The following is a 23,587-nucleotide window of genomic DNA, read 5'->3' as shown; positions in this document are numbered from 1 at the left end:
TTGAACAAGATTGACGCCTGCCGTCAACAAAAAGCCCCCGCGATCGCTCGCAGGGGCTTCTCGAGGGTCGGACTTTTGCGTCAGCGGGTCACTCGGAGGCGATGTCGCCGCTGATGATCTCACCGAACAGTTCCCACTTCTCGCCTTTGAAGCGCTGCATCTGGAGCTGGGCGATCGGGGCGAAGTCGGTGGGGCCGGTGTTGATCTTGACGCCGGGCAGCAGGGTATCCGGCGCAAAGTCCTTCAGGCTGGCGGCCTGCTTCATGATGTTGGCGCGGGTGAGATCGTCCCCGCACATCTCCAGCACCTTGGCGAGGGTCGACGCAGCGCCGTAGCCGTAGACCATGCTGGTGTCGGACTTGTCGGCCCCGGGCATGTACTTGTCGACGAACTCGTTCCACTTCTTCATGCCGGGATCGTTGGCCCATTGCGGATCGGTGGAGTCCTTGGCATAGGCCGCCGACAACACGCCCTGGGCGTTTTCGAAGCCGGCCGGCTTCATCACGCTGCCGACCGAGATCGACACGTTGGTGAGGATCTGCAACGGCTTCCAGCTGAGCTCGGCGGTCTTCTTGATGGTCTGGGCCGCGAATTTCGGCGTGGCGTAGATCAGGAGCACGTCGGGATTGGCCGCCTTGATCTTGACGATGTGGCCGTCGATCGAGGGCTCGGACACCTCATAGCTCTCTTCCATGATGATCATGGACGAGGCCTTGGCGCCGAGGCCGTCCTTGGTGCCCTTGAGGTAGTCTTTGCCGAAATCGTCGTTCTGATAGAGGATCGCGACCTTGGCGTCGGGCTTCTCCTTCATCAGCCATTTGGCGTAGATCTGCGCTTCGCTCTGGTAGGAGGGTTGCCAGCCGATGGTCCAGGGGAAGTTCTTCGGATCGTTCCACTTGGTGGCGCCGGTGGCGACGAACAGTTGCGGGATCTTCTTGGCGTTGAGGTACTTCTGGATCGCGCTGTTCGAGGGCGTACCGAGCGGATTGAAGACGGCCAGAACCTCGTCGCTCTCGACCAGCTTGCGGACCTGCTCGACGGCCTTCGGCGGCGAATAACCGTCGTCATAGGTGACGAAGTTGACCTTGCGGCCGTTGATGCCGCCCTTGTCGTTGATCATCTTGAAATAGGCTTCTTCGGTCTTGCCGATGATGCCATAGGCCGACGCCGGACCGCTGTACGGCATGATGTTGCCGATCTTGATCTCGGTATCGGAAGCGCCGGTGTCGTATTTCTTTTGGGCGAGTGCAGCGCCGGAGGTGAGAGTGATGGCCGCCGTTGCCGTGACCAGCGCGGCGGCTCGCAGTGTTCTTCCAAAATACAATTCGGTCTCCTTGGTTAAACAGCAGTCTTTGAGAGTTTCAGTTTCTTCTGAGCTTGGCGGCGAATTGCTGGCCCATGATCGCGATCTGCCTTGCGCCGTGTGGCACGAGATAGATGACGAGGAATAGCAGCACGCCGAACACCGCGCCGGAAAGACCTTTGGAGATGCTTTCCGCCATGTTCGGCACGAAGATGATGAAGGCCGCTCCGACGAACGAGCCGGGCAGCCAGCCGACGCCGCCGACCACCATGCCGAGGAACAGCGAGATCGCCAGCGTGATGGTGTAGCTGTCGGGCGCCACGAACTGCACCGCGATGGCGCCAAGCGAGCCGGCAACGCCGGTGATGCCGGCGGACACGCCGAAGGCCAGCGTCTTGTACAAAGCGACGTTGACCCCCATCGAGGAGGCCGCGATCTCGTTGTCGCGGATCGCCATGAAGGCGCGGCCGGAGCGCGAGCGCAGCAGGTTGACCGAGAAGATGTAGATCGCGAGCGTGACGATGAGCGTGAAATAATACAGCCACATGTCCTGCGACATCGGCAGGCCGAACGGCGCGTCCGGCTTGGTGACGACGAGGCCCTGCACGCCGCCGGTCCAGTGTTCGAGGAAGTTCAGCTTCAACAGCTGCGGCATCGCGGTGGCGAGCGCGAAGGTCGCGAGCGCGAGATAGACGCCCGACAATCGCAGTGCCGGCTTGCCGAACAGGTAACCGAAGCCGAAGCAGACCGTCGCGGAAATCGGAATCGTCAGCGCGTAATTGACGTTGAAGTACTCCATCAGCACTGCTGACGTATAGGCGCCGACGGCGTAGAACGCGCTCTGGCCGAGCGAGAACTGGCCGGAGCCGCCCGTCAGGATGTTCAGCGCCAGCACGGCAAGCCCGTAGATCAGGAGCATCGTCATCTGGAAGATGATGAAGTTCTTGACGAACACCGGCACCAGCAACAGCACCGCCAACACCAGCAGCGAGGTGCCCGTGCCCAGCGTCATGGCCCGCTTCGGAACCGCCTCGACCGCCTCGTGGCCTTCTGCAACGACTTCTTCTGCAGCGCTCATGATCAAACTCGCTTGACGATGTGCCGGCCGAACAGGCCAGCGGGCTTGACGACCAGGACGGAGATGATCAGCGCGAGCGCGATCGGAAGTTTCAGCTCGTTGCCGACGCCGGGGATGTAGGTGCCGGCGAGATTCTCGAAGATGCCGACCAGGAAGCCGCCGACCACGGCGCCGAACGGGCTCGACAATCCGCCGAGCACGGCTGCGGCAAAGCCGTAGATCAGCACGCCGCCCATCATGTTGGGCTCCAGGAACACCACCGGTGCGATCAGCATGCCGGCGATCGAGCCGATCGCGGTCGCCATGCCCCAGCCGAGCGCGATCATCCAGCTGGTGTTGATGCCGACCAGGCGGGCCGATTCAGGCACCGAGGCGGCGGCGCGCATCGCAAGCCCGATCCGCGTGTACTGGAAGAAGAAGTAGAGGCCGAGCAGCAGCAGCACGGTGACGCCGATCATGCCGGCCTGGTGGGTCGAGATCAGCTGGCTGCCCAGGAACGGCGAGGAGCCGAACGGGGTCGGATATTGCTTGATGGTGAAGTCCCAGATCAGGCCGGCCGAGGAGTTGATGATCGCGAACAACGCAATGAAGCCGGCGACGTTGGTCAGCACCGGCGCTTTTGCCAGCGGCTTGAACAGGATGCGCTCGATCGCGATGCCGGCGACGAAGGAGAATGCCAGCGTGATGATGAAGGCGGCCCAATAGGACAAGCCCCATTGCATCAGCTGCCAGGAGATGAAGGTCGAGAACATCGCCATCTCGCCTTGCGCGAAGTTGAGATGGTCGATGGCCTGGTAGATCATCACCACGGCCAGCGCCATGCAGGCGTAAATGGCGCCGGTGGCGATCCCAGCCAGGACCTGGTTGGTGAAAAGCTCCATTTGTCCCGGCTCCCTCAGTAACCCAGATAGGATTTGCGGATTTCTTCGTTGTTCGCGATGTCCTTGGCGTTGCCCGACATCACGATGCGGCCGGTCTCGATCACATAGGCCTGGTCGGCGAGCTCGAGCGCGAGCTGGGCGTTCTGCTCGACCACCAGGATCGACACCTTGTCCTCGCGGTTGATCTTGCCGAGAATGCCGAACAGGTCGCGCACCACCAGCGGCGCGAGTCCGAAGGACGGCTCGTCCAGCAGCATCAGCCGCGGTCGCAGCATCAGGGCGCGGGCGACCGCGAGCATCTGCTGCTCGCCGCCGGAGAGCGTGCCGGCCTGCTGGGTGTGGCGCTGCTTCAGCACCGGGAAATGCGCATACATCCGCTCGATGTCGGAGACGATGCCGGCGCTGTCCTTGCGGGTGATGGCCCCGAGCTGGAGATTTTCCTCCACCGTCATGGTGGTGAAGGTGCCGCGGCCCTGCGGCACATGGGCGATGCCGAATCGCACGATGCTCTCGGTGGACCGGTTGTTCAGCGGCTTGCCGTCGAACTCGATGCCGCCGGTCGAGCGCACCATGTTGCAGATCGCGCGCAGCGTGGTGGTCTTGCCGGCGCCGTTGGCGCCCAAAAGCGTGGTCAGCGAGCCTTCGTTGAGGGAGAAGGACAGGCCATGGAGCGCCTGGACCTGGCCGTAATAGGCGCGCAGGTCCTTGACGTTGAGCAGTGTCGTCATTGATCCTTGCTCCCGAGATAGGCCTTGATGACGTCGGGGTCCGCCTGCACTTGGGCGGGCGTGCCTTCCGCGAGCTTCTTGCCGAAGTTCAGCGCGACCACGTGGTCGGCGATCGACATCACGAGGCCCATGTGGTGCTCGACCAGCAGCACGGTCATATGGCGCTCGTCGCGGATGCGGCGGATGAGGTCGCCGAGCACGTGGACTTCCTCGTGATTGAGGCCGCCGGCGGGCTCATCCAGCAGCAGGATCTTCGGATCGGCCGCGAGCGCGCGTGCCAGCTCGACGCGCTTCTGCGTGCCGAACGGCAGGCCGGAGACGGTGGTATGGGCGACGTCCTCGAGGTCGAGATAGGCGAGGATCTCGTGCACCTTCTTGTTGACGTCGGTCTCGCTGCGGCGGACCCAGGCGAGGCGCAGCGAGTCGCTGATGATGTCGCTGGAGGTCCGGGCGTGTGTTCCGACGCGGACATTGTCCATCACCGAGAGGTTCGGAAACAGCGCCACGTTCTGGAAGGTGCGGCCGATGCCGATCTCGGCGATCCGGTGCGGCGGCCGCGTCAGGATGCTTGCGCCTTCCATCAGGATGTCGCCGGACGAGGGCTGATAGAGCCGCGACAGACAGTTGAACAGCGTAGTCTTGCCGGCGCCGTTGGGGCCGATCAAGCCGAGGATCTGGCCCTTGTGCATGTCGAAGGACACACCGTTGAGCGCGACAATGCCGCCGAACACGACGCTGACGTCGCGAACCGCGAGCAGGGGCGATGTCCCCCGCGCGAGCTGTGCCTGCGTCATCTCGTCTCGCTCACGTCGTTCGGTGAGCGCAGGGGCGATGCGAACCGCTCCCGACGATGACAAAGGCTATCTGATCCCCTCGGCCAAACGCGCAACTTTCCCTCCTGATTTCAGCTTTTTGCTGACGTCTTTTTTGGAATGCGGCATCAGACCCCCGAGCGCCGCTTCGATGTTCCTTACCATCGCCAAGAGACGCGGTCCAATGTCGTTGATCAAACGCTCTTCCGTGAAACGGAATGCGGGCGCGCCGCAATTGAATGCGTAAGGTCCGGTTCCGTCGTTGAGCTTGAGCGCGACGCCGGCGGCGCCGATATCGTCGTGCCAGTCGCCGACCGAAATCGCAAAGCCGTATTTCGCGACGGTCTCGCCGGAACGTTCCAACCCATCGCGCATCTTTGGCCAACGGCTGCCGTAATGTTCGCGCAACAGACGCGACAACTCCGTACGGTCGGCGTCGTCGAGCGCCCAGAAATAGGCGCGGCCCATCGCACTGGTTGCAATCGGCACGCGGGAGCCGACGTCAAGTTGAACGCCGACCGTCTCGCTGCCGCGGCTTTGCCCGAAATAGATCATGCTGTGACGGTCGCGGCCGCCGACGGCGACGGCGCCGCCGGTCGCGCGCATCACGTCCTCGCGGAACGGCTCGGACAAATGCCGAACGCCGAGATTGGCGAGCGCGGCGTAGCCGAGCGACATCGCGGCGGGCGTGAGCTGGTACTTCTCGAAGCGGGGAACCGGCGCAAGATAACCCAGCTTGGTCAGCGTGTAAGTCAGTCGCGACACCGTCGGCTTCGGCAGATTGGTGCGAGCCGCAATCTCCTGATTGCCGAGAAGGCCGTCATTGGGGTGGAATGCTCGCAATACGTCCAGTCCGCGGGAAAGCGCGACGACGAAATTCCGATCGGTCGCGGTCTTCTTTCCTGTACGCTTCATCCCTGATCTGCTTCTTGCGCGGAGTCGTTGACAAGCCACGTGCTTCAAAATAACCCTGCCGTCAAGATGCGGAATTAAATTCCGCACCGCGAAATCGAACAAAAGTTAATCCCCACCAAGGAGGGAACACCGTGAGCGAAGTGGTCAAGCTTGAGCGTCATGACGAGGTCGGGATCGTCACGGTCGACAGCCCTCCGGTCAACGCGCTGAGTGCCGCGGTCCGCGGTGGTATCCTGGAGTGCATCAAGGCCGCGGTCGCCGATCCCGCCATCAAGGGCATCGTGCTGACCTGTGCCGGCCGCACCTTCATCGCCGGCGCCGACATCACCGAATTCGGCAAGCCGCCGAAGCCGCCGGCCCTCAACGACGTGCTGTCCGAGATCGAGAACTCGCCGAAGCCGGTGGTTGCCGCGATTCACGGCACGGCGCTCGGCGGCGGCCTCGAGGTTGCACTCGCCTGTCATTTCCGCGTCGCGGTGAAAGAGGCCAAGCTCGGCCTGCCCGAGGTGAAGCTCGGCCTGCTGCCGGGCGCCGGCGGCACCCAGCGCCTGCCGCGCGCGGTTGGTCCTGAGCTCGCGGTCAAGATGATCGTCGGCGGCGATCCCATCGGTGCGGCGGAAGCGCTGAAGAACGGCCTGATCGAGGAGATCATCGAGGGACCGGCATCGGGCGGCGAAGCCTTCGTGCGAAAACTGCTGGCCGAGAAGCGTCCGCTGCGGCGTCTGCGCGACGACGATTCCAAGATCGCGGCCGCCAAGGCCGACCGCTCCATCTTTACCAATGCGGTCGCCGCCATGACCAAGAAGTCGCGCGGCCTGGAGGCGCCGTTCGCCGCCGCCGACGCGGTGGGCTACGCCATTGACCTACCTTTCGACGAAGGCCTCAAGAAGGAGCGCGAGGGCTTCCTGAAGCTCGTCGCCAGCGACCAGTCCAAGGCGCAGCGTTACGCCTTCTTCGCCGAGCGCGAAGCCGCCAAGATCGCGGGCGTTCCTGAAGGCACCAAGTCGCGTCCCGTGAACCGCGTCGCCATTCTCGGCGCCGGCACTATGGGCGGCGGCATCGCGATGTCCTTTGCCAATGCCGGCATCCCCGTCACCCTGATCGAGACCGGCGAGGAGCAGCTCAAGCGCGGCATGGGCGTCATGCAGAAGAACTGGGAAGCGACCGCGGCGCGCGGCGGCATCCCGGCAGACGCGCCCGCCAAACGGATGGCGCTGATCAACGGCGTCGTCGGCATCGAGAATGTCGGCGATGCCGACCTCGTCATCGAAGCCGTGTTCGAGACCATGGCGGTGAAAAAGGAAGTGTTCGGCAAGCTCGACCAGTATGCCAAGCAAGGCGCCGTGCTCGCCTCCAACACCTCCTACCTCAACATTGACGAGATCGCGAAGTCGACCAAGCGTCCGCAGGACGTGCTCGGCATGCACTTCTTCTCGCCGGCCAACGTGATGAAGCTGTGCGAGATCGTGCGCGCCGACAAGACCGCGCCGGACGCTCTCGTGACGGCTGTCACCATCGCACGCAAGATCGCCAAGGTACCGGCCGTGGTCGGCGTCTGCGACGGTTTTGTCGGCAACCGCATGCTCGCCCAGCGTGGCAAGCAGTCCGAGAAGCTGCTGTTCGAGGGCGCTTTGCCCCAGCAGGTCGATGCCGTGGTGACAAAATTCGGCATGCCGATGGGGCCGTTCGCGATGGGCGACCTCGCCGGCCTCGACATCGGCTGGCGCTCGCGCAAAGACCGCGGCATCAAGTCGGAGATCGCGGACGCGCTGTGCGAAGCCGGCCGCTTCGGCCAGAAGACCGGCAAGGGCTACTACAAGTATGAGGCCGGCAGCCGTGCGCCGCTGCCCGACCCTGATGTCGATAAGCTGATCGACGAGACGCTGCTGCGCCTCGGCCGCAAGAAGCGCGTCGTCAGCGACGAGGAAATCCTCGAGCGCATGATGTATCCGATGATCAACGAGGGCGCGAAGATCCTCGAGGAGGGCATCGCGGCACGCCCGTCCGACATCGACGTGGTCTGGCTCTACGGCTATGGCTGGCCGATCTACCGCGGCGGGCCGATGTTCTGGGCCGACAGCGTCGGCCTCAAGCACATCGCCGATCGCCTGGCCTTCTACGCCAAGGAGACCAACGACCCCAGCCTGGAGCCCGCGCCGCTGCTGAAGAAGCTCGCCGCCGAAGGCAAGACGTTCGCCTCGCTCGCGGCGTCGAAAGCGGCGTGATGGGGCTTTGCGCTCCAACTCTCAGTCATTCCGGGTTCGGCTCTTCGAGCCGCCCCGGAATGACGGTCTGCGTAATTTCAAGGAAGCTATGACCCATCCCGGCGAACAGTTTTACCCGGACGGCGTGCATTGGGACGACCCCATCGCCCAGGGCACGCTGCCCGATTTGTTGTCGAAGGCTGTCGCCGATTACGGCCCGCGCACCGCGCTAGAGTTTCGCGATCGCCCGATCACCTATACCGATCTTGCCGCGATGGCCGAGCGCGCCGCCGCGGCGTTTCTCCGCGCCGGCTGCGGCAAGGGCACATCCATCGCGCTGTTCCTCGGCAACACGCCCGACCATCCCGTCAATTTCTTCGGCGCGCTGAAAGCCGGCGCCCGCGTCGCGCATCTGTCGCCGCTCGACGGCGAGATCGCGCTGACGCACAAGGTCTCCGATTCCAGCTCGCGCCTGCTCGTCACCTCGAACCTCCAGGCCTTGCTGCCGACCGCGCTCAAATTCCTGGACAAGGGACTGATCGACCGCCTCGTCGTCTGCGAGGACGACGCTTGGGGCAAGGTCGGCACGCCGCAGGCGGCGATCCCCGATGATCCCCGCATCGTCACCTTCAAGGCCTTCGTCGAAGGCGCGACGGTGCCCGCGCAATGGCCTTCCGTGACGGCCGACGACGTCGCGCTGCTGCAATATACCGGCGGCACCACCGGCCTGCCAAAGGGCGCCATGCTGACCCACGGCAATCTCACCTCGGCGGTGTCGATCTACGACGTCTGGGGCAAGCCGGGACGCGCGGCGCGCGGCGACGTGATCGAGCGCGTGATCTGCGTGCTGCCGCTGTTCCACATCTACGCGCTCACCGTGGTGCTGTTGTCCTCGCTCAGCCGCGGCAATCTGATCTCGATCCATCAGCGCTTCGACGTCGAAGCCGTGATGCGCGATATCGAGGTCAAGCGCGCGACGTATTTTCCGGGCGTGCCGACGATGTGGATCGCGATCGCGGCGCTTCCTGACCTCGACAAGCGCGACTTCTCCTCGCTCGCCTCTATCGGCTCCGGCGGCGCGCCGCTGCCGGTGGAGATCGCGAGCTTCTTCGAGCGCAAGGTCGGCAAGAAGCTGAAGAGCGGCTGGGGCATGACCGAGACCTGCTCGCCCGGCACCGGCCATCCGCCCACGGGGCCGGAAAAGCCCGGCTCGATCGGCCTGATGCTGCCCGGCATCGAGCTCGACGTCGTCGCACTGGACGATCCGAAACGCGTGCTTGCGCCGGGCGAAGTCGGCGAGATCCGCATCAAGGGCCCGAACGTCACCAAGGGCTATTGGAACAAGCCGGAAGGATCCACCGACGCCTTCGTCGACGGCCGCTTCCTCACCGGCGACATCGGCTATGTCGACACCGACGGCTATTTCTTCCTGGTCGACCGCAAGAAGGACATGATCATCTCCGGCGGCTTCAACGTCTATCCGCAGATGATCGAGCAGGCGATTTACACCATTCCAGGCGTGCACGAGGTGATCGTGCTCGGCATTCCCGATCCCTATCGAGGCGAGGCCGCCAAAGCCTTCATCAAGCTGAAGCCGGACGCAAAGCCGTTCTCGCTCGACGAACTGCGCGCGCAGCTTGCCGGGAAGGTCGGCAAGCACGAATTGCCGGCCGCGGTCGAGTTCGTCGACGATTTGCCGCGCACGCCGGTCGGAAAATTGTCGCGCCACGAATTGCGCCAGCAGCAGAAACCGTCACAATCCGTTCAACACGCATCAGGAGGTCGTTCTTGACCGACGCCGTCATCGTTTCCACCGCCCGCACCCCGATCGGCAAGGCCTATCGCGGCGCGCTCAATGCCACCGAGGGCGCGACCCTTCTGGGCCATGCCATCGGCGAAGCCGTCGCGCGCGCGAAAGTCGATCCCAAGGAGATCGAGGACGTCGTGATGGGCGCAGCGCTGCAGCAGGGCGCGACCGGCGGCAACATCGCGCGCAAGGCGCTGCTGCGCGCCGGCCTTCCCGTCACCGTCGCCGGCACCACCATCGACCGGCAGTGTGCCTCGGGCCTGCAGGCGATCGCGCTCGCCGCGCGCTCGGTGATCTTCGATGGCGTCGAGATCGCGGTCGGCGGCGGCGGCGAGTCGATCAGCCTCGTGCAGAACGACAAGATGAACGGTTTCCACGCCCAGGATCCGGCGCTGCTCAAGATCAAGGGCGAGGTCTACATGCCCATGATCGACACGGCCGAAATCGTCGCCAAGCGCTACGGCATCTCGCGCGAGAAGCAGGACGAATATTCTCTGGAGAGCCAGCGCCGCACGGCCGCTGCCCAGCAGGGCGGCAAGTTCAAGGAGGAGATCGCGCCGATCACGACCCAGATGGCGGTCACCGACAAGGCCACCGGTGCGGTGTCGATGAAGGACGTGACGCTGTCGCAGGACGAGGGCCCGCGCCCCGAGACCACGGCCGAAGGCCTTGCCGGCCTCAAGCCCGTGCGCGGCGAAGGTTTTTCGGTCACCGCCGGCAATGCCAGCCAGCTCTCGGACGGCGCCAGCGCCTGCGTGATCATGAGCGACAAGGAAGCTTCCAAGCGCGGCCTCAAGCCGCTCGGCATCTTCCGCGGCTTCGTCTCGGCCGGCTGCGAGCCCGACGAGATGGGCGTTGGCCCGGTCTTCGCCGTGCCGCGCCTTCTCAAGCGCCACGGCCTCACCGTCGACGACATCGGCCTGTGGGAGCTCAATGAGGCCTTCGCGGTGCAGGTGCTGTATTGCCGCGATAAGCTCGGCATCGACCCCGACAAGATCAACGTCGACGGCGGCGCGATTGCGGTCGGCCATCCCTACGGCATGTCGGGCGCGCGCCTCACCGGCCACGCTTTGATCGAAGGCCGCCGCCGCAAGGCCAAATATGCGGTCGTCACCATGTGCGTCGGCGGCGGCATGGGCGCGGCGGGTTTGTTCGAGGTGTTGCAGTAATTGCTGTCGTCCCGGACAAGCGCAGCGAAGCGGAGCGCCGATTCGGAACCCATACTCCGCAGCATGAGTGTGGAACGTAAATGGTAATGGCCTTCGCAAAACGAAGGCCGGTGGTTATAGGCCCCGGCGCCCGTGCGCAATTGCGCACTAGGCCGGGACGACAAGGGAAGCTCACAGGAGGATCCGATGGATCTCGCATTCACGAAAGAAGAGCAGGCGTTTCGCGAGGAAGTACGGCAGTTCTTCCGCGACAACGTGCCGCCGGATACGCGGCGCAAGATGATCGAGGGCCGTCACCTCTCGAAGGACGAGATGGTGACGTGGTGGCGCATCCTCAACAAGAAGGGCTGGGGCGTCAGCCACTGGCCCAAGCAATATGGCGGCACCGGCTGGACCTCCGTGCAGCACTACATCTTCAACGAGGAGCTGCAATCCTATCCGGCGCCGCAGCCGCTCGCTTTCGGCGTCAGCATGGTCGGCCCGGTCATCTACACCTTCGGCAACGAGGAGCAGAAGAAGCAGTACCTGCCGCGCATTGCCAATGTCGACGATTGGTGGTGCCAGGGCTTCTCCGAGCCCGGCTCCGGCTCCGACCTTGCCTCGCTCAAGACCAAGGCCGAGCGCCGGGGCGACAAGTGGATCATCAACGGCCAGAAGACCTGGACCACGCTGGCGCAGCACGCCGACATGATCTTCTGCCTCTGCCGCACCGACAACAATGCCAAGAAGCAGATGGGCATCTCCTTCATCGTGTTCTCGATGAAGTCGAAGGGCGTCACCGTGCGTCCGATCCAGACCATCGACGGCGGCCATGAGGTCAACGAGGTCTTCTTCGACGACGTCGAGGTGCCGATCGAGAATTTGATCGGCGAGGAGAACAAGGGCTGGGATTACGCAAAATTCCTGCTCGGCAACGAGCGCACCGGGATCGCGCGGGTCGGCGTCTCCAAGGAGCGGCTGCGCCGCATCCGCGATCTCGCCGGCAAGGTCGAATCCGCCGGCAAGCCCATCATCCAGGACGCGGCGTTCCGCGAGAAGCTGGCGGCCTGCGAGATCGAGCTGAAGGCACTCGAGCTGACCCAGCTCCGCGTCGTCGCCGACGAAGGCAAGCACGGCAAGGGCAAGCCCAATCCGGCCTCCTCGGTGCTGAAGATCAAGGGGTCCGAGATCCAGCAGACCACCACCGAGCTGCTCATGGAAGTGATCGGTCCGTTCGCAGCGCCCTACGACGTGCACGGCGACGACGGCTCGAACGAAGCCATGGACTGGACCGCCCAGATCGCGCCGAGCTACTTCAACAACCGCAAGGTTTCGATCTACGGCGGCTCCAATGAGATCCAGCGCAACATCATCGCCAAGGCGGTGCTGGGGCTGTGATGCTTTCTTCTCCCTCGCCCCGCTCTTGCGGGGAGAGGGCGGGGTGAGGGGCCTCTCTCCGGGCAAAGATCGTCGAGAGAGCGGTACCCCCTCACCCGGATTGCATCTCCGTGCAATCCGACCTCTCCCCGCAACCGGGGAGAGGTGAAGAGGCACCCCGCGCCATGTAGACACTTTTGACTTGAGGAAACAGAAATGGATTTTGATCTGAACGAGGAGCAACGGCTTCTCAAGGAAAGCATCGACGGCCTGCTGACCGATTCCTACGATTTCGAGCAGCGCAAGAAATACATGGCGGAGAAGGGCGGCTGGAGCAAAACCGTCTGGCTCAAGCTCGCCGAGCAGGGTTTGCTCGGTCTGCCCTTCAGCGAGGCCGACGGCGGCTTCGGCGGCGGCGGCGTCGAGACCATGATCGTGATGGAAGCGCTCGGCAAGGCGCTGGTGCTCGAGCCGTATCTGGCAACGATCGTGATCGGCGGCGGTTTCCTGCGCCATGCCGGCACCGATGCGCAGAAGGCCGCGCACGTGCCAGGGATCATCGACGGCAGCAAGACGCTCGCGTTCGCCCAGCTCGAGAAGAACTCGCGCTACGATCTGTTCGACGTCTCGACGACGGCGAAGAAGAAGGGCGACGGGTGGGTCATCGACGGCGAGAAGTTCGTCGTGCTCAACGGCGAGAATGCCGACACGCTGGTCGTCACCGCGCGCACCAAGGGCGAGCGCCGCGACAGAAGCGGCATCGGTGTGTTCCTGGTGCCGGCGAATGCCAAGGGCGTCGCCAGGAAGGGCTATCCGACCCAGGACGGCCTGCACGCCGCCGACATCACTCTTACGGGTGTCGAGGTCGGCCCGGACGCCGTGCTCGGCAATCCCGAGGATTCGCTGGCGCTGATCGAGCGCGTTGTGGATGAAGCCCGCATCGCGCTCTGCGCTGAAGCGGTCGGCTTAATGGACGAATCGCTCAAGACCACGGTCGAATACATCAAGACGCGAAAACAGTTCGGCGTCGCGATCGGCTCGTTCCAGTCGCTGCAGCACCGTGCCTCCGACATGTTCGTCGCCGCCGAGCAGGCGCGTTCGATGTCGATGTTCGCGACCATGGCGAGCGATTTCGAGAACGCCAAGGAGCGCACCAACGCGATCGCCGCGGCCAAGGTGCAGATCGGCAAGTCGCTGAAATTCGTCGGCCAGCAGTCGATCCAGCTCCACGGCGGCATCGGCATGACCATGGAGGCGAAGATCGGCCACTACTTCAAGCGCCTCACCATGATCGAGAACACGTTTGGTGACACCGACTACCACCAGCGCCGCGTCGCCGACGCGGGCGGGCTGGTATGAGTTGATCTAGACCGCACGAAGGCTGTCATGCTCCGGCTTGACCGGGGCATCCAGTACTCCGCGGCGACAGTTCGTTCACGCAGCTTCAGCCGCGGCGTACTGGATCGCCCGATCAAGTCGGGCGATGACACGGAGTAAATGGTGTCAACGGAGCAACAACAATGAAGAACACCCCGTTCGATCTCACCGGCAAGGTCGCGGTCGTCACCGGCTCCAGCCGCGGCATCGGCCGCTCCTCCGCTGAACTCCTGGCCAAGCTCGGCGCCAAAGTCGTCGTCTCCTCGCGCAAGCTTGAGGCCTGCAAGGAGGTCGCCGACGGCATCATCGCTGCCGGCGGTGACGCCATCGTCATCCCCTGCAACATCGCCCGCAAGAACGAGGTCGAAGCGCTGATCGCGGGCGCCACCAAACATTGCGGCAAGATCGACATCCTCGTCTGCAACGCCGCGGTGAACCCGTATTACGGCCCGCTGCTCGACATCACGGACGAGGCCTTCGACAAGATCATGGGCTCGAACGTCAAGAGCAACATCTGGCTCTCGGCGCTCGCGATCCCGCAGATGGCCGAACGCGGAGGCGGCTCCGTGATCATCATTTCCTCGATCGGCGGCCTGCGCGGCTCCACCGTGATCGGGGCCTACGGCATCTCCAAGGCGGCCGACTTCGCGCTGTGCCGTTCGCTCGCCGGCGAGTGGGGCCCGAAAGGCGTCCGCGTCAATTGCATTGCGCCCGGCCTCGTCAAGACCGATTTCGCCCGCGCGCTGTGGGAAGACGAAGCCAACCTGAAGCGCCGCACCGCCACCACGCCACTGCGCCGCATCGGCGAGCCCGAGGAGATCGCCGGCGCCGTCGCCTACCTCGCCTCGGACGCATCGAGCTTCATGACCGGCCAGACCATCGTCATCGACGGCGGCGTGACGACGGCCGCGGTGTAGCTGGATCGTGTCCCGGACGCATTGCAGCGCGGAGCGCTGCTATGCTGAGCCGGGACCCAGAACGGCCTCGGCGTTGGGCCCCGGCTCAGCTGCGCACCGCCGAGGCGCTGCGCTGCGTCCGGGGCACGAGACCGACACCAACCTTGACCTTCCGCCTCCAATCCGCTCCCTTTGGCGCGACACACTGATCCCCTCGGGATAACGCCAAGATAACGCCAGGGTAGCTTCCATGTCTTTCGTCCTCGCCATCGACCAGGGCACCACCTCCTCGCGCGCGATCGTGTTTCGCGGCGATATTTCCATCGCCGCCAAGGCGCAGCAGGAGTTTCCGCAGCATTTTCCGGCTTCGGGCTGGGTCGAGCACGAGCCGGAGGACATCTGGACCTCGACTGTGATGGTGTGCCGCGAGGCGATCGAGCAGGCCGGCATCGGCGCAAAGGACATCGCCGCGATCGGCATCACCAACCAGCGCGAGACCACCGTGGTGTGGGACCGCGCGACGGGGCAGGCCGTGCACCGCGCCATCGTCTGGCAGGACCGCCGCACCGCCGACATCTGCGCAAACCTGAAAGCGGAAGGCCGCGAGCCCGTGATCTCGCAGAAGACTGGCCTGATCATCGATCCCTATTTCTCCGGCACCAAGGTCGCCTGGATCCTCGACCACGTTCCCGGCGCCCGCGCCCGCGCCGCGCGCGGCGAATTGATGTTCGGCACGGTCGATTGCTACCTGCTCTGGCGCCTCACCGGCGGCAAGGTGCACGCCACCGACGCCACCAACGCCTCGCGCACGCTGCTGTTCAACATCCACACCGGCCAGTGGGACGATGAGCTCCTGGAGATCATCGGCGTGCCGCGCTCGATGCTGCCCGAGGTGAAGGATTCCTCCGCCCGTTTCGGTGAGAGCACGCCGGACTTGTTCGGCGGCGCCATCGCCATCTCCGGCATCGCCGGCGACCAGCAGGCCGCGACCATTGGACAAGCCTGCTTCCGCCCGGGCATGATGAAGTCGACTTACGGCACCGGCTGTTTTGCCCTGCTCAACACCGGCACCACGCCGGTGGTGTCCAAGAACAAGCTGCTCACCACCGTCGCCTACCAGCTCGATGGCAAGCGCACCTACGCGCTGGAAGGCTCGATCTTCGTCGCCGGCTCAGCGGTGCAGTGGCTGCGCGACGGCCTCGGCATCATCAAGCACGCCGCCGAGACCGGCCCGCTTGCCGATCAGTCCGACTCCATGCAGAGCGTCTATCTCGTTCCCGCCTTCGTCGGCATGGGCGCGCCCTACTGGAATCCGCGCGTCCGCGGCGCATTGTTCGGCCTCACCCGCAACACCGGCCCCGCCGAGCTCGCCCATGCCGCGCTGGAAAGCGTCTGCTACCAGACCTTCGACCTCTGGGCCGCGATGCGCGCGGACTGGCCGAGCTCGGAAACCGCCAGCGTTGTGCTGCGCGTCGACGGCGGCATGACGGCCTCGGACTGGACCATGCAGCGCCTCGCCGACCTCCTGGATGCACCGGTCGATCGCCCCGTGATCCAGGAGACCACGGCGCTGGGCGCTGCCTACCTCGCCGGCCTCAACGCCGGCGTCTATCCCGAGCCGACCAAGTTCGCCGACAATTGGCGCCTCGAGCACCGCTTCAAGCCGAACATGAGCCAGGCGACGCGCGAGCGGAAGCTGGCGGGCTGGGCAAGGGCGGTGAAGGGCGTGCTGGCGAGTGACGAGGGGGAGGGGTAGGCACGTCCCGCGTACCCGCGTGGAGTGAGGTGCAGCCTGCTGCCTCCACACCCGTCATTGCGAGGAGCTCTTGCGACGAAGCAATCCAGATTGCCGGCGCGGAGACAGTCTGGATTGCTTCGCTGCGCTCGCAATGACGGAGTATGGAGCAACCGACCCGGGCTGACCTCTAGGGAACGAAAGCAACGAAGCATGATCCTCCCCGACGGCTATTCCGACGTCCCCGCCGGCAAGATCGCCGCCGTCGTCACCCATCTGGAGATGACCGCGCCTCCCGCGCGCCGCGACGATCCGCCCGGCGCCTGGACCCTGCGCAAGGTCGACGCCCCCGCGCTCGCCTGGTACCGCGATCTCTTCCGCCGCGTCGGCGAGGACTGGCTGTGGTTCTCGCGCACCCTCATGACCGATGCAGAGCTCGCCGCAATCATCCACGCGCCTGGCATCGAGGTCTACGCCCTGGTCGCCGACGGCCGCGATGAAGGCCTGCTCGAACTGGACTTCCGCGAGCCCGGCCAATGCGAGCTGGTCTATTTCGGCGTCACCGCTAGGCTGATCGGCACCGGCGCCGCCCGCTTCCTGATGAACCGCGCGCTGGAGCTTGCATGGTCACGCGACCTCCGCCGCGTCTGGGTCCACACCTGCACCTTCGATCATCCCTCCGCCGTTGCCTTCTACCAGCGCTCCGGCTTCCGCCCGTTTCGGCGTCAGATCGAGATCGCCGACGATCCGCGTTTCGACGGCACACTGTCGCGCGATGCGGCGAAGCATGTGCCGATCATTGAGTAGTACGCGGCTGCCGCCCTGCCGTCATTGCGAGGCGCCCCTGCGACGAAGCAATCCAGTCTGTCTCTGCGGAAAGATTCTGGATTGCTTCCGCCTTCGCAGAGGCTTTGGCGACCATCAGATGCGCGCCGCCCCCGACCATGTCACCCTCGGGCTAGCTATCGAAATTCACCGCCGTCGTGTTGGCGCCGCAGACCAGAACCGCGACACGCTCGGTGGGTGACGGACGATAGCGGCCGGAGAGCAATGCGGCAAAGGCGGCTGCGCCGCCGGGCTCGGCCACCAGGCGCAAGTGCGACCACAGCGCGGCCTGGGCCTGCCGGATCGCCTCGTCGCTGACCAGGACGACGCGCTCGACATGAGCGCGCGCGATCGGAAACATCAGTTCGCCGACGCGTCGCGGCGCGAGGCTGTCGGCGGCGAGACCGTCGGCCGGCGCATCGACCGGAGCGCCAGCCTCGAACGCGTTATGCAGGGTTGGCGATTGCTCCGGTTCGACCGCGATGATGCACGTCTTGCCGCCGTACCACGCTGCAATGCCGCCGATCAGTCCACCGCCGCCGACCGCCACCAGCAGCGTGTCGATGCCGGGTGAGTCCTGCTCCAGCTCCAGGCCGACGCTGCCCTGGCCGAGCAGGGTTTCGGCCTGGTCATAGGCATGGACGGCCAGCGCGCCGGTCTGCGCGACATGCGCCTCGCTCGCGGCGAGCGCGTCGGCGTAGCGGCTGCCCGCGATCACGAGCTTGGCGCCGTAACCCCTGATCCGGTCGGCCTTGGCCGGCGAGGTGATGTCAGGGACGAAGATCGTGGCGGGAATGCCAAGCCGCTGCGCCGCATAGGCGACGGCCGCGCCGTGATTGCCGCCGGATGCGGCGACGACACCGGCTTGCGGCACCTGCCGCAGCAACAGATTGGCGAAGGCGCCGCGGGCCTTGAACGATCCGGAATGCTGCAGCATCTCGAGCTTGAACGTGACGGGCGCGGCCGGCAGGCCGAAATCGGCGAGGTCGGCCCGAACAAGGGGCGTGCGCCTGATATGCGGGCGGATGACGGTCTCGGTCGCCGCAATCCGCTCCCGCGTGATGTTCATTGTCGCTGTCATGATACCGTTCAGAATAGCGCAGGGGAGCGTTGACATCAATTAGGTAATTAGCAAAATAGCTAAATGAAATTTGCCGTCGCCCTGCGCGCGCTCGCCAACGAACGCCGCCTGCAGATCCTGGAATGGCTGCGGGATCCGCGGAAGCATTTTCGCGAGCAGGCCGACGGCGACCTGGTCGAGGACGGCGTCTGCGGATTGCTGATCGCCGAAAAGCTCGGCGTCAGCGCGCCGACATTGAGCGAGCACATGCGGGTGCTGACGGCCGCCAAGCTGGTGCGCGCCAAGCGGATCAAGCAGTGGACGATGTACAAGCGCAACGAGACGGCCATCGCCACGATCAAGCGCTCGATCCAGGACGGCCTTTGAGCGTGGAGTGGGAGGCGCCGTTGCAGCCGGCGCAATGCTCCATTTCCGAGAAATTTGTTGCGCCGCACCGAGCTGGTCGTGGAAACTGATCGGCCCTGCCTTGTTCAATGATCGAGAAGAGCGCGAACCATGTTCCTGATCGGCCAATATGATTCCCCCTTCGTCCGCCGCGTCGCGATTGCGCTGAAGCTTTACGGCCTCACTTTCGAGCACCAACCGTGGTCGACCTTCGGCGATGCCGACAAGATCGCGCCGTATAATCCGCTGCGCCGCGTGCCGACCCTGGTGCTCGACGACGGCGAGGCGTTGATCGAGAGCACAATCATCCTGGATTATCTCGACGAACTCGTCGGCGAGGCGAAGGCGATGCTGCCGCGCAGCGGCACTGATCGGCGCAAACATTTGCGCATCTGCGCGCTTGCCTCGGGCCTCGGCGACAAGGCGGTCAGCCTGCTCTACGAGCGCGTGCTGCGGACGGAGCAGCTCGCGCTGTGGGTCGAGCGTTGCCAGGCGCAGATCGGCGACGTCCTGAAAGTGCTCGAGGCCGAGCGCGCCAAGGTGGCAACGCCGTACTGGCTGGGTGAGCGCATCGGGCACGCCGACGTCGCCGTGGCCTGCGTCGTCCGCTTCACCCGCGAGGCGCATCCGCAGCTGTTCGACGCCTCGCGCTATCCGGCGCTGAGCGCGCATGCCGAGCGCTGCGAGGCTTTGCCGCCGTTCAAGGAGATCGTACAGCCGCTCGCCCCGCCGAAGGGGTGATGCGCTTACCCTCCCCTGGAGGGGCAGGGCAATCGCATATGGGGGCATCTCGCCTGTGGCCATCCTTCGAGACGCCCGCCGTTGGCGGGCCCTCAGGATGAGGACGAGCGGATGCGCGGCGCCAGTTTCAGCGAGCACCAACGCTGCTTAGCCTCATCCTGAGGAGACCGCGAAGCGGTCGTCTCGAAGGACGAGGCGCGCGCTCAAGTCGCGCTCAGCGCGACATGCAATAGCCCTCCCCCTCCAGGGGAGGATGGGGACCGGAGGTGGGCTTGAGTTGCCCGGGCACATCACTCGGACCGGCACAGCAGCCGATGATGCAATGTTACCCCTGTTTTGCCCGACGCCGCAACCGCGGCTTCGGCAAGACCGAAATTGCCCAGTCTTATCAACCCCATCGCTACTGTGCATGGGGTTGTTTTTCAGTTTTCACTTTCCGAGGCCTATCCTGCCCCCGCGCGCTTCTTCTGCCAGACCAGATGCACCGCGCAGGTGCAGCCCGGCGGATGCGAGGCGAGATCCTTCGAGGTCTCGTCGTTCGCCGGCGTTGCCGCAAAGGTCTTGTCGGTCTGCTGCGACGGGATGTAGTTCAGCACCGGCGCGAGCCAGCGCTCGGTCTCCGCGACGGTCATGCCCTTACGCGCGGCGTAGTCCTCGACCTGATCGCGCTCGATCTTGCCGACGCCGAAATAATAGCTCGCAGGGTTCGCGAAATAGAGCCCCGACACGCTACTGCCCGGCCACATCGCAAAGCTTTCGGTCAGCTTCACGCCGCAGGTCGCCTCCGCATCGAGCAGCTCGAACAGCGTCGCCTTCTCGGTGTGATCGGGCTGCGCGGGATAGCCGGGCGCGGGGCGGATGCCCTGGTATTTCTCCAGGATCAGCTCGTCGTTGGACAGGGTCTCGCTAGGGGCGTAGGCCCAGAACTCGCGGCGCACGCGGGCATGCATGCGCTCGGCGAAGGCTTCGGCGAGCCGATCGACCAGCGCCTTGCAAAGGATCGAGGAATAGTCGTCATTCGCCATCTTGAAGCGATCGGCAACCGCATCCTCGCCGATGCCCGCGGTGACGACGAAGCCGCCGACATAGTCAGGAACGCCTGCAGGCGCCACGAAGTCGGCAAGCGCCGCGTTGAAGCGTCCCTCGCGCTTCTCGAGCTGTTGGCGCAGCGTGTGCAGCGTCGCGATCTTCTTGGTGCGGCTCTCGTCGGCATAGAGCGCGATGTCGTCACCTTCAGCGTTCGCCGGCCAGAAGCCGATCGTCGCGCGCGCCCGGAACCACTTTTCCTTGACGATGGTGTCGAGCATCTTGCGCGCGTCGTCGTAGAGCGAGCGTGCGACTTCGCCGACCTTGGCATCATCGAGAATGGCGGGGAAGCGTCCGGCGAGCTCCCAGGTCTGGAAGAACGGCGTCCAGTCGATGCAGTCGACGAGCTCGGCGAGATCGTAGTCGTCGAAGCTGCGGATGCCGAGGAAGGTCGGCTTCACCGGCTTGTTTGCGGTGAAATCGACCGGCACGCGGTTGGCGCGGGCGTCGCTGAGCTTCAGGCGCTTCTTGTCGGCCTGCGCGCGCAGATGCGCGTCCGAGATTTTTGCGTATTCGGCCCGCACCTCGGCGGCATAGGCCTCGCGCTTCTCCGCCGAGAGCAGCGAGGACGCAACGCCGACGGCGCGGCTGGCGTCGTTGACATGGACGACGGGACCGGCGCGATAGCTGGGATCGATCTTGACGGCGGTATGCACGCGGCTGGTGGTAGCGCCGCCGATCAAGAGCGGCAGCTTGAGGCCTTCGCGCTGCAATTCGCCGGCGAAGAACGCCATCTCGTCGAGCGAGGGCGTGATCAGGCCCGAGAGACCGACGATGTCGGCCTTCTCCGCCTTCACGGTCTCGACGATCTTCGCCGCCGGCACCATCACGCCGAGGTCGATGACCTCGAAATTGTTGCACTGGAGCACAATGCCGACGATGTTCTTGCCGATGTCGTGGACATCGCCCTTCACCGTCGCGAGCACGATCTTGCCGGCGGACGAGGATCCCTCGGTGCCGATGCCGTTTGCGAGATTGCGGGCCTTCTCCTCCTCCATGAACGGCATCAGCCAGGCCACCGCCTGCTTCATCACGCGGGCGGATTTCACCACCTGCGGCAGGAACATCTTGCCGTCGCCGAAGAGGTCGCCGACCACGTTCATGCCGGCCATCAGCGGTCCTTCGATGACGTCGAGCGGGCGCGAGGACTTCTTGCGGGCTTCTTCGGTGTCCTGCTCGATGAATTCGGTGATGCCGTGGACCAGCGAATGCGACAGCCGCTTCTCCACCGGCCATTCGCGCCAGGCGAGATCGGCTTCCTTGGTCTGGGTCTTGTTGCCGCGGAATTTCTCCGCCAGCACGAGTAGCCGCTCGGAGGCGCCGGGATCACGGTTGAGGACGACGTCCTCGCAGGTCTGGCGCAGCTCCGGATCGATGTCGTCATAGACGATCATCTGTCCGGCATTGACGATGCCCATGTCCATGCCGGCCTTGATGGCGTGATACAGGAACACCGAGTGCATGGCCTCGCGCACCGGCTCGTTGCCGCGGAACGAGAACGACAGATTGGAAACGCCGCCCGAGATATGCGCGCCCGGCAGGTTCTGCCGGATCCAGCGGGTCGCCTTGATGAAGTCGACGCCGTAATTGTTGTGCTCCTCGATGCCGGTCGCGATCGCGAAGACGTTCGGATCGAAGATGATGTCCTCAGGCGGGAAGCCGACCTTGTTGACCAGGATGTCGTAGGCGCGCTTGCAGATCTCGGTCTTGCGCGCGAACGTGTCGGCCTGGCCGACCTCGTCGAACGCCATCACCACGACGGCCGCGCCATGGCGGCGGGCGATCTTGGCTTCGTGAATGAACTTCTCCTCGCCCTCCTTCATCGAGATCGAGTTCACGACCGGCTTGCCTTGCACACATTTCAGGCCGGCCTCGATCACCGAGAATTTCGAGGAGTCCACCATGACGGGGACGCGGGCGATGTCGGGCTCGGCGGCGACGAGGTTGAGGAAGGTCACCATCGCAGCTTCGGAGTCGAGCAGACCCTCGTCCATGTTGACGTCGATGATCTGCGCGCCGTTCTCGACCTGGTCGCGCGCGACCTGCAGCGCGGCGGTGTAGTCGCCGGCGGTGATCAGCTTGCGGAAGCGAGCCGATCCCGTGACGTTGGTGCGCTCGCCGACGTTGACGAAGGGAATCGCATCGGTCAGCACGAACGGCTCGAGGCCGGACAGCCGCAGGCGCGGGGTGATCTCGGGCACGATGCGCGGCTTGTGCGGGGCGACGGCAGCCGCAATCGCCGCAATATGCTCCGGCGTGGTGCCGCAGCAGCCGCCGACGATGTTGACGAGGCCGTCTCGGGCGAATTCGCCGACGAGGCGGGCCATGTATTCCGGCGTCTCGTCATACTGGCCGAACTCGTTGGGCAGGCCGGCGTTCGGATAAGCGCAGACCAGCGTATCGGCGACGCGGCCGATATCGGCGATATGCGCGCGCAAATCTTCGGCGCCGAGCGCGCAGTTGAAGCCGATGGTGATGGGCTTGGCGTGCCGCACCGAGTTCCAGAACGCCTCCGGCATCTGGCCCGAGAGCAGGCGGCCGGACTTGTCCGTGATGGTGCCCGACACCATCACGGGCATGTCGATGCCGCGCTCGTCGGTGATCTCGGCGATCGCATAGAGCGCCGCCTTGGCGTTCAGCGTGTCGAAGATGGTTTCGACCAGCAAGAGGTCGACGCCGCCGTCGAGCATGCCACGGATCTGCTCGCCATAGGATTTGCGCAAATCGTCGAAGGTGACGGCGCGGTAGCCGGGATTGGAAACATCCGGCGAGATCGAAGCGGTGCGGTTGGTCGGGCCGATCGCGCCCGCGACGAAGCGCGGCTTGCCGTCCTCGGCCTCGACGCGGCGCGCGGCATTGCCGGCGAGGCGGGCGCCTTCGCGCGCCATCTCGTAGACGATGTCGGTGAGGTCGTAATCGGCTTGCGCGATCGAGGTGGTGGAGAACGTGTTGGTCGCGACGATGTCGGCGCCGGCGCGCAAATAAGCGGCGTGGATGTCCTCGATCGCCTGCGGCTGGGTCAGGATCAACAAATCGTTGTTGCCGCGCAGGTCGCGATGGAAGCTCTTGAAGCGCTCGCCGCGGAACGCCTTCTCGTCGAACTGCAGATTCTGGATCATCGTGCCCATGGCGCCGTCGAGCACCAGGATGCGCTCGCGCGCGGCGTTGAGCAGGGCAGTTCGCTTGGCGGAAACGGGTACGGTCATTTT

At 64.9% G+C, this 23,587-nt stretch carries 18 protein-coding genes; 10 read left to right on the top strand and 8 right to left on the bottom strand.

Annotated features, from left to right (window positions below; translation table 11 throughout):
* Positions 1–88: 88 nt before the first annotated feature.
* The 6 genes from UNPA324_RS00910 to UNPA324_RS00885 all read right to left on the bottom strand — a co-directional run bounded on the left by UNPA324_RS00910 (position 89) and on the right by UNPA324_RS00885 (position 5,717).
* Entirely contained in the window at positions 89–1,324 is a 1,236-nt protein-coding gene (locus tag UNPA324_RS00910; RefSeq protein WP_164936607.1) for an ABC transporter substrate-binding protein, read from the bottom strand.
* A gap of 37 nt (positions 1,325–1,361) precedes the next feature.
* Complete coding sequence (locus UNPA324_RS00905) at positions 1,362–2,381, bottom strand: branched-chain amino acid ABC transporter permease (protein ID WP_128922210.1); 1,020 nt, start codon at positions 2,379–2,381, stop codon at positions 1,362–1,364.
* A 2-nt stretch (positions 2,382–2,383) separates the two neighbouring features.
* Positions 2,384–3,262 (bottom strand): branched-chain amino acid ABC transporter permease, encoded by an 879-nt coding sequence (locus UNPA324_RS00900; protein ID WP_128922209.1) that lies wholly within the window; start codon positions 3,260–3,262, stop codon positions 2,384–2,386.
* 14 nt (positions 3,263–3,276) lie between these two features.
* Positions 3,277–3,990, bottom strand: a complete 714-nt coding sequence (locus tag UNPA324_RS00895; RefSeq protein ID WP_008135694.1) for an ABC transporter ATP-binding protein — start codon at positions 3,988–3,990, stop codon at positions 3,277–3,279.
* Positions 3,987–4,784 (bottom strand): ABC transporter ATP-binding protein, encoded by a 798-nt coding sequence (locus UNPA324_RS00890; RefSeq protein ID WP_128922208.1) that lies wholly within the window; start codon positions 4,782–4,784, stop codon positions 3,987–3,989. The genes UNPA324_RS00895 and UNPA324_RS00890 overlap by 4 nt, the downstream gene beginning before the upstream one ends.
* Before the next feature lie 66 nt (positions 4,785–4,850).
* Positions 4,851–5,717, bottom strand: a complete 867-nt coding sequence (locus tag UNPA324_RS00885) for an IclR family transcriptional regulator (protein WP_164936606.1) — start codon at positions 5,715–5,717, stop codon at positions 4,851–4,853.
* A gap of 131 nt (positions 5,718–5,848) precedes the next feature.
* On the opposite strand from UNPA324_RS00885, the gene UNPA324_RS00880 reads away from it, so the two are divergent.
* The 8 genes from UNPA324_RS00880 to UNPA324_RS00845 all read left to right on the top strand — a co-directional run bounded on the left by UNPA324_RS00880 (position 5,849) and on the right by UNPA324_RS00845 (position 17,068).
* The gene (locus UNPA324_RS00880) at positions 5,849–7,942 is read left to right on the top strand and encodes a 3-hydroxyacyl-CoA dehydrogenase NAD-binding domain-containing protein (protein WP_141932995.1); all 2,094 of its coding nucleotides are present in this window, start codon (positions 5,849–5,851) and stop codon (positions 7,940–7,942) included.
* 88 nt (positions 7,943–8,030) lie between these two features.
* Entirely contained in the window at positions 8,031–9,713 is a 1,683-nt protein-coding gene (gene pimA / locus UNPA324_RS00875) for a dicarboxylate--CoA ligase PimA (RefSeq protein ID WP_141932993.1), read from the top strand.
* Positions 9,710–10,897: an acetyl-CoA C-acyltransferase gene (locus UNPA324_RS00870; protein ID WP_141932991.1), complete on the top strand. Its 1,188-nt coding sequence runs from the start codon at positions 9,710–9,712 to the stop codon at positions 10,895–10,897. The genes pimA and UNPA324_RS00870 overlap by 4 nt, the downstream gene beginning before the upstream one ends.
* Positions 10,898–11,083: 186 nt before the next feature.
* Positions 11,084–12,274, top strand: a complete 1,191-nt coding sequence (pimC, locus tag UNPA324_RS00865; protein WP_128922203.1) for a pimeloyl-CoA dehydrogenase large subunit — start codon at positions 11,084–11,086, stop codon at positions 12,272–12,274.
* Positions 12,275–12,469: 195 nt separating this feature from the next.
* Positions 12,470–13,612: a pimeloyl-CoA dehydrogenase small subunit gene (pimD, locus tag UNPA324_RS00860; RefSeq protein WP_128922202.1), complete on the top strand. Its 1,143-nt coding sequence runs from the start codon at positions 12,470–12,472 to the stop codon at positions 13,610–13,612.
* A gap of 161 nt (positions 13,613–13,773) precedes the next feature.
* Positions 13,774–14,547 (top strand): SDR family NAD(P)-dependent oxidoreductase, encoded by a 774-nt coding sequence (locus tag UNPA324_RS00855; RefSeq protein WP_141932989.1) that lies wholly within the window; start codon positions 13,774–13,776, stop codon positions 14,545–14,547.
* Between the two features lie 229 nt (positions 14,548–14,776).
* A complete protein-coding gene (gene glpK, locus UNPA324_RS00850) occupies positions 14,777–16,282 on the top strand; it encodes a glycerol kinase GlpK (RefSeq protein WP_141932986.1) in 1,506 nt (501 codons plus the stop codon).
* 192 nt (positions 16,283–16,474) lie between these two features.
* Positions 16,475–17,068: a GNAT family N-acetyltransferase gene (locus UNPA324_RS00845; RefSeq protein WP_141932984.1), complete on the top strand. Its 594-nt coding sequence runs from the start codon at positions 16,475–16,477 to the stop codon at positions 17,066–17,068.
* A gap of 151 nt (positions 17,069–17,219) precedes the next feature.
* Here the strand turns inward: UNPA324_RS00845 and UNPA324_RS00835 are convergent, their stop codons facing one another.
* Positions 17,220–18,203, bottom strand: coding sequence for a threonine/serine dehydratase (locus UNPA324_RS00835; RefSeq protein ID WP_141932982.1), 984 nt, complete (start codon positions 18,201–18,203; stop codon positions 17,220–17,222).
* Between the two features lie 27 nt (positions 18,204–18,230).
* Between UNPA324_RS00835 and UNPA324_RS00830 the strand changes: the two genes are divergently transcribed.
* Entirely contained in the window at positions 18,231–18,533 is a 303-nt protein-coding gene (locus UNPA324_RS00830; protein ID WP_128922196.1) for an ArsR/SmtB family transcription factor, read from the top strand.
* A gap of 129 nt (positions 18,534–18,662) precedes the next feature.
* Positions 18,663–19,292: a glutathione S-transferase family protein gene (locus UNPA324_RS00825; protein ID WP_128922195.1), complete on the top strand. Its 630-nt coding sequence runs from the start codon at positions 18,663–18,665 to the stop codon at positions 19,290–19,292.
* A gap of 443 nt (positions 19,293–19,735) precedes the next feature.
* Here the strand turns inward: UNPA324_RS00825 and metH are convergent, their stop codons facing one another.
* A complete protein-coding gene (gene metH / locus UNPA324_RS00820) occupies positions 19,736–23,584 on the bottom strand; it encodes a methionine synthase (protein ID WP_141932980.1) in 3,849 nt (1,282 codons plus the stop codon).
* Positions 23,585–23,587 lie beyond the last annotated feature (3 nt).

Source organism: Bradyrhizobium sp. UNPA324 (genome assembly GCF_006658635.1).
In the GTDB taxonomy this organism is placed as follows: Bacteria; Pseudomonadota; Alphaproteobacteria; order Rhizobiales; family Xanthobacteraceae; genus Bradyrhizobium; species Bradyrhizobium nanningense.
Note: the sequence above shows the minus strand (reverse complement) of the source record. Positions and strands in the feature narration are given on the sequence as shown.

What these genes read in the sequence shown, in the direction of transcription:
- UNPA324_RS00845 (WP_141932984.1), top strand. Translation starts at nt 16,475, where the DNA reads ATGATCCTCCCCGACGGCTATTCCGACGTCCCCGCCGGCAAGATCGCC.
- UNPA324_RS00890 (WP_128922208.1), bottom strand. Translation starts at nt 4,784, where the DNA reads ATGACGCAGGCACAGCTCGCGCGGGGGACATCGCCCCTGCTCGCGGTT.
- UNPA324_RS00900 (WP_128922209.1), bottom strand. Translation starts at nt 3,262, where the DNA reads ATGGAGCTTTTCACCAACCAGGTCCTGGCTGGGATCGCCACCGGCGCC.
- glpK (WP_141932986.1), top strand. Translation starts at nt 14,777, where the DNA reads ATGTCTTTCGTCCTCGCCATCGACCAGGGCACCACCTCCTCGCGCGCG.
- pimD (WP_128922202.1), top strand. Translation starts at nt 12,470, where the DNA reads ATGGATTTTGATCTGAACGAGGAGCAACGGCTTCTCAAGGAAAGCATC.
- UNPA324_RS00830 (WP_128922196.1), top strand. Translation starts at nt 18,231, where the DNA reads ATGAAATTTGCCGTCGCCCTGCGCGCGCTCGCCAACGAACGCCGCCTG.
- metH (WP_141932980.1), bottom strand. Translation starts at nt 23,584, where the DNA reads ATGACCGTACCCGTTTCCGCCAAGCGAACTGCCCTGCTCAACGCCGCG.
- UNPA324_RS00885 (WP_164936606.1), bottom strand. Translation starts at nt 5,717, where the DNA reads ATGAAGCGTACAGGAAAGAAGACCGCGACCGATCGGAATTTCGTCGTC.
- pimA (WP_141932993.1), top strand. Translation starts at nt 8,031, where the DNA reads ATGACCCATCCCGGCGAACAGTTTTACCCGGACGGCGTGCATTGGGAC.
- UNPA324_RS00835 (WP_141932982.1), bottom strand. Translation starts at nt 18,203, where the DNA reads ATGTCAACGCTCCCCTGCGCTATTCTGAACGGTATCATGACAGCGACA.
- pimC (WP_128922203.1), top strand. Translation starts at nt 11,084, where the DNA reads ATGGATCTCGCATTCACGAAAGAAGAGCAGGCGTTTCGCGAGGAAGTA.
- UNPA324_RS00825 (WP_128922195.1), top strand. Translation starts at nt 18,663, where the DNA reads ATGTTCCTGATCGGCCAATATGATTCCCCCTTCGTCCGCCGCGTCGCG.
- UNPA324_RS00895 (WP_008135694.1), bottom strand. Translation starts at nt 3,990, where the DNA reads ATGACGACACTGCTCAACGTCAAGGACCTGCGCGCCTATTACGGCCAG.
- UNPA324_RS00855 (WP_141932989.1), top strand. Translation starts at nt 13,774, where the DNA reads ATGAAGAACACCCCGTTCGATCTCACCGGCAAGGTCGCGGTCGTCACC.
- UNPA324_RS00905 (WP_128922210.1), bottom strand. Translation starts at nt 2,381, where the DNA reads ATGAGCGCTGCAGAAGAAGTCGTTGCAGAAGGCCACGAGGCGGTCGAG.